Genomic DNA, 5524 nt, shown 5'->3' with positions numbered 1-5524 from the left:
GGATAATTTAGAATTTAAACAGATTACACTTTAAGGTCTTTACAATATGGAGCAGGCATGGAATTTGATTTATGAAAAAAAATTTAGTGTGGGTGAGCGATAAATTCACAGACAAAACCTTGGTAATGGTGGATCGCGAACTTCGTTCTTACAGACCCAAAAATACCCAATTTTGTTCAAAAGTCAAATAGTAGTGCCATCAGTAGATTTAGCAATACTTGTTTTATATATCATCACAATTCTATTTTCCCGAACACCTAATGTTTATAAATCAGTATTTATACCAAAAAAAATATTTTTATAAAAAAGGCTATAGAAGCTATTGATTTTGCCAGATCAATAATTAAAGTTAACAAAATAATTAATTTAGTTTTGTGGTATATCCCATTTTCATAAGAGCCACTATCATTCAGTGATGATTATCATTCTCATTAGCTATTTTTACAATTATTCCCATTAGCTATTTCCATTTTCATAGTCAAAATGGGAAAAATAAATTGCTACAAACATGGTATTTATGAAATGTAAACAAAATCAATGAGAAATTTAAGCGAATCAAGATTATTCTCACTAATTCTATTAGCTGCTTTTTTTTTACAAGCTTGCAGTCAATTTCCAGGGACAAATACAAAATCATCAGCTCAAGGTAAGTTGACATTTACTGGTTCTAGTACTGTGACACCTCTAGTAAAAGCGATCGCCAAACGTTACCAAGCTAAACACCCCAATGTACAGATTAGTATTAAAACCGGTGGTTCCTCTCAAGGGATTAAGGATGCTAGCCAAGGAAAGGTTGATATTGGTATGGTATCCCGCTCATTGAAAGATCAGGAAACAACATTGCGACCATTCACAATTGCTCACGATGGTATATCAGTACTACTATGCCAAGATAATCCAGTTTCTAATCTAACCGAAAAACAAATTGTTGATATCTACACCAATAAAATCAATAATTGGCGACAACTGGGGGGTAAAAACGCACCAATTTTCGTTATCAGTAAAGCAAAAAATCATTCTACAGGCAAACTTTTTGCTCAATTTTTTCAAATGCAGTTGGAAGATATTCGTGCTGATAAAATTATTGGTGATAATTCAGAAATAATTGAAGCCCTCAAAAACAATCCCAACGCCATTGCTTATGTATCTATTGGTGCTGCTGAATATGATATTGTTCATGGTGCGCCCTTGAAACTACTACCAATAAAAGGAGTCGCCGCCACTATCGCCAATGTGAATAAAGGAACTTTCCCTCTTTCTCGTCCTCTGAATCTAGTTACAAAGACCCCACCAACTGGATTAAAAAAAGACTTTATTGATTTTGCTAGTTCTAAGATGGTACATGATTTAGTCAGACAGCAATCCTTTGTTCCCACCCAACCATAATTGCTTTTTACCTCTGGTTTCTGTAATATCTATGGCATTAGGAACTAAATACAGTATCCCGACCGATTTGCCGTAGATTCATGAGAGGCAACAGATGATAAGAGTATGGCAGCGAGCCATAAAGGTAGTGAGTGCACCTACTAGGATGATTTCCCTGTTTTTAATAGGGGTAAGTTTAACTATGGCGATCGCTGCCTGTAATAATATTGAGGCTAGGATTAGTGCCCCATCAACAAAAAATGTGGAATTAACCATTGCTTCCTTTATTGTTACTAGAAATGCGTATAAAGCCATCATCCCCAAATTCATTTACAAGTGGCAACAAGAACATAACCAAACTGTCCACATCAACCAAAGTTATGGGGGTTCTGGTGCCCAAACTCGAGCTGTGATGGATGGCTTACCAGCAGATGTAGTTCATCTAGCAATGGCATTAGACACACAGAGAATAGAGGAGGCTAGATTAATCAATACTGGATGGGAAAAGAAAGTTCCCAATAATGGTATTGTTTCTCAATCTGTAGTAGCGTTAGTCACGCGCCCAGGTAATCCCAAAAAGATTAATAATTGGGCAGATTTAGCAAAAGATGGCATACAGATGATTACCGCAGATCCGAAAACATCTGGTGTGGCGCGTTGGAATTTTCTAGCCTTATGGAATGCAGGGATCAACAGCAATGGCGATGAGGTAAAAGCCAGTGATTATGTCAGCAAAACTTATAAAAATGCTCCTATCCTCAGTCGGGATGCGAGAGAAGCAACTGATGCCTTTTTCAAACAACGTCAAGGTGATGCTTTAATTAACTATGAAAATGAAATAATTCTGGCAAAACAAAAAGGTTTACAGGTAAATTATGTAATCCCAGATACAAACATTTCCATTGATAATCCCATCGCCATTGTAGATCAAAATGTTAACAAACATGGTAACCGTGAGGTCGTAGAAGCTTTTGTTCAATATCTATTTACCCCAGAAGCACAACAGGAATTTGCTAAAGCCGGATTTAGACCTGTAGTGAATAATACATCCGCACCAACAAAAGAATTGCAGAAATTATCTGATACATATCCTCCAGTAAAAAATCTCAGTCAAATCAGTGAATTTGGGGGTTGGAATCAAGTCCAGAAAAAATTCTTTGCCGATGGCGCAATGTTCGATCAAATTCAAGCAAAAATAAATCGATAATTCTGATTTGTAATTGATTATTGGTTATTTATAGCAGAAGGCAGCCCTAATGAAATAATTTCACCACCAAGGATCAAAATAACTCTTTCAGGCTCCCGATCCCAATTTCCGATTCCCGACTTCCGACTCTCCCATTCCCACATTCTTCCTATGTCGACATCTCCCCAATTAATACCTGGGAAAAATAATAATCCCAAGAACTTCCTCAGTCGCTTATTCCACTTGCCTTTGACATGGCGAATTACCCTGGGGTATTTGACAGTCATGCTACTACTACCCATGCTGGCACTGTTTCAGAAAGCCAGTACCACCACCCCAGGAAAATTCTGGTCAATTGCCACCAACCCCTTAGCACTAGCAACCTATGATGTTACTTTTACAACAGCATTCCTGACAGCCTTAGTTAATGGCTTTTTTGGCACATTAATTGCCTGGGTATTTGTCCGCTATGACTTTCCCGGTAAAAGACTAATTGATGCCACCGTAGATTTACCATTTGCTCTCCCTACAGCAGTAGCAGGATTAACATTAAGTACGGTCTACAGTGATAATGGTTGGGTAGGTTCACTGCTAGCACCAATGGGGATTAAAGTATCTTTTACTCGATTGGGTGTGGCTGTTGCTATGACATTTATTTCCTTACCTTTCGTTGTGCGGACAGTGCAGCCAGTACTTCAGGAAATGGAAAGGGATATAGAGGAAGCGGCTTGGAGTTTGGGCGCATCTCAATTTCAAACCTTCTGGCGGGTGATATTACCACCTTTATTTCCAGCAATTTTAACAGGAGTCGCTTTGGGTTTCTCCCGTGCAGTGGGTGAGTATGGTTCGTCGGTGATTATCGCCTCCAATACTCCTTTTAAAGATTTGATTGCACCCGTGCTAATTTTTCAGCGTTTAGAACAGTATGACTATACAGGCGCGACAGTTATTGGCACTGTGTTATTGATAATTTCTTTAGTAATGCTACTGGGAATTAATTGGTTACAAGCTTGGGGAAGAAGGTATGACAAGACTTGAAAGCTGAAGAGGGAAGGAGTGAAGGAGGGAAGGAGTGAAAGAAGTATGGAGAGATGAAACAACTAACTATCAACTATCAACTATCACTCTCTCACAAGATTGATGATTGATACCCTAGGCTCTACAGCAGCAGAAAAACGGCATTTCCCCCTGTCCCCTGCACCTTTTTCCTCTGCTTCTTCTGGTCAATCCAAAATCCAAACTTCGACAGGCTCAATTACCAATCCAAAATCCAAAATCCAAAATTGTTATGACCACAACCAAACCTGACAAGCAGAAAAATAGTGCCCCCATTATTTTAATTGGAATTGCGATCGCTTATTTGGGGTTAGTCATTTATATACCTGCATTCAATGTCTTCTTCCAAGCATTTAAAGAGGGATTGGGGCCATTTTTAAATAATCTATCCCAATCTTACTTTCTTGATGCAGCAGGGATGACACTGAAATTAGCTTTAATCACTGTGCCATTGAATACAGTATTTGGTTTGTGTGCGGCTTGGTCTATTGCCCGTCATAAATTCCCAGGACGTACATTATTATTGAGTATTATCGACCTCCCTTTTTCCATTTCCCCCATTGTCGCGGGATTAATGATGGTATTACTTTATGGCAGACAGGGATGGTTTGGGGGATGGTTGCAAGATCATGGTTTGAATATTATTTTTGCTTTTCCGGGGATGGTTCTCGCCACAGCTTTTGTGAGTATGCCCTTTGTTGCGAGGGAAGTGATTCCGGTGCTAGAAGAGTTAGGGGATGATCAAGAACAAGCTGCTAGTACTCTGGGGGCTAATAATTGGCAAATATTTTGGCGTGTTACCCTTCCCAATATTCGCTGGGGTTTTCTATACGGCTTAATTTTAACTAGTGCTAGGACTTTGGGTGAATTTGGTGCGGTGGCAGTAGTGTCTGGCAATATTATCGGTAAGACTCAGAGCATACCTTTATTTATTGAGGATGCTTACAAAAATTATGAGACTGAAGCTGCCTATTCTGCGGCTGTACTATTGGCATTATTAGCCTTAGTGACACTGGTGTTAAAACAGATTTTAGAACGGAAAACCCATACTTAATAAGTAATAAGTAATACCATTTTCAAATATGGAGAATTATTCATGATTGAGAATAAGTGGGATACTTCTCTTTATGAGAACAAGCATAGTTTTGTCTGGCAATACGGCGAAGATTTACTGCAACTACTAGCACCACAACCAGGGGAACAAATTTTAGATATTGGTTGTGGTACGGGACAATTGACAGCAGAAATAGCTAATACTGGTGCTGTTGCTGTAGGCATTGACACCGATGCGGGGATGATTACTCAAGCCAGAATTAACTACCCCCAAATACAATTTTCAGTTACTGACGGGAAAGAATTTCGCACTGATACACCTTTTGATGCTGTTTTTTCCAATGCTGTATTACATTGGATTCCTCAAGCGGATGTAGTCATCAAACGTATTTACCAAGCTTTAAAGCCAGGAGGAAGGTTTATAGCAGAATTTGGCGGTAAAGGAAATATATCAGCTATTAGACAAGCCATTTATACTGTATTGTCAGAAATGGGACAATTTCCAGAAAAGCTAAATCCTTGGTATTTTCCCAGTATTGGTGAGTATGCATCTCTTTTAGAACAGCAAGGATTTGATGTGACTTATGCCAATATTTTCAAACGTCCCACATCTTTAACTGATGGAGATAGGGGAATGGAAAATTGGATCAGAATGTTTGGGAATCATTTTTTTGTGGGAATGACTTCAGAACAAGTCAGCCAAGCCATTGCAGCTATAGAAACGCTTTTGCAACCAACCCTATATAAAGATGCTAATTGGATTGCAGACTACCGACGTATTCGCATTATTGCCATCAGAAAATGAGGGAGTGCGGGAAGTATGGGGAATGTGGGAAGTGTGGGAAGTGTTGGGAGCAATATTAT

Annotated in this window: 5 protein-coding genes; all 5 read left to right on the top strand. The window is 39.0% G+C overall.

Going from position 1 to position 5524, the window contains the following annotated elements; translation table 11 throughout:
• The first annotated feature begins 537 nt into the window (after positions 1-537).
• On the top strand, positions 538-1386 hold the full coding sequence (locus CALSC_RS06210; protein WP_088240524.1) for a phosphate ABC transporter substrate-binding protein: 849 nt from the start codon (positions 538-540) through the stop codon (positions 1384-1386).
• 181 nt (positions 1387-1567) lie between these two features.
• Positions 1568-2572 carry a sulfate ABC transporter substrate-binding protein gene (locus CALSC_RS06205; protein ID WP_407641888.1) on the top strand — a complete coding sequence of 335 codons (1005 nt, stop codon included), beginning with the start codon at positions 1568-1570 and terminating at the stop codon, positions 2570-2572.
• 150 nt (positions 2573-2722) lie between these two features.
• Positions 2723-3589, top strand: coding sequence for a sulfate ABC transporter permease subunit CysT (gene cysT / locus CALSC_RS06200; protein ID WP_088240522.1), 867 nt, complete (start codon positions 2723-2725; stop codon positions 3587-3589).
• Between the two features lie 250 nt (positions 3590-3839).
• Positions 3840-4661: a sulfate ABC transporter permease subunit CysW gene (gene cysW, locus CALSC_RS06195; RefSeq protein ID WP_088240521.1), complete on the top strand. Its 822-nt coding sequence runs from the start codon at positions 3840-3842 to the stop codon at positions 4659-4661.
• 42 nt (positions 4662-4703) lie between these two features.
• Complete coding sequence (locus tag CALSC_RS06190) at positions 4704-5465, top strand: class I SAM-dependent methyltransferase (protein WP_088240520.1); 762 nt, start codon at positions 4704-4706, stop codon at positions 5463-5465.
• Positions 5466-5524 lie beyond the last annotated feature (59 nt).

Source organism: Calothrix rhizosoleniae SC01, assembly GCF_900185595.1.
In the GTDB taxonomy this organism is placed as follows: domain Bacteria; phylum Cyanobacteriota; class Cyanobacteriia; order Cyanobacteriales; family Nostocaceae; genus Calothrix_A; species Calothrix_A rhizosoleniae.
Note: the sequence above shows the minus strand (reverse complement) of the source record. Positions and strands in the feature narration are given on the sequence as shown.

Bases quoted from the DNA above. Each gene is read 5' to 3' on its own strand.
- cysW (WP_088240521.1), top strand. From the start codon at position 3,840: ATGACCACAACCAAACCTGACAAGCAGAAAAATAGTGCCCCCATTATT.
- CALSC_RS06210 (WP_088240524.1), top strand. From the start codon at position 538: ATGAGAAATTTAAGCGAATCAAGATTATTCTCACTAATTCTATTAGCT.
- cysT (WP_088240522.1), top strand. From the start codon at position 2,723: ATGTCGACATCTCCCCAATTAATACCTGGGAAAAATAATAATCCCAAG.
- CALSC_RS06190 (WP_088240520.1), top strand. From the start codon at position 4,704: ATGATTGAGAATAAGTGGGATACTTCTCTTTATGAGAACAAGCATAGT.
- CALSC_RS06205 (WP_407641888.1), top strand. From the start codon at position 1,568: ATGGCGATCGCTGCCTGTAATAATATTGAGGCTAGGATTAGTGCCCCA.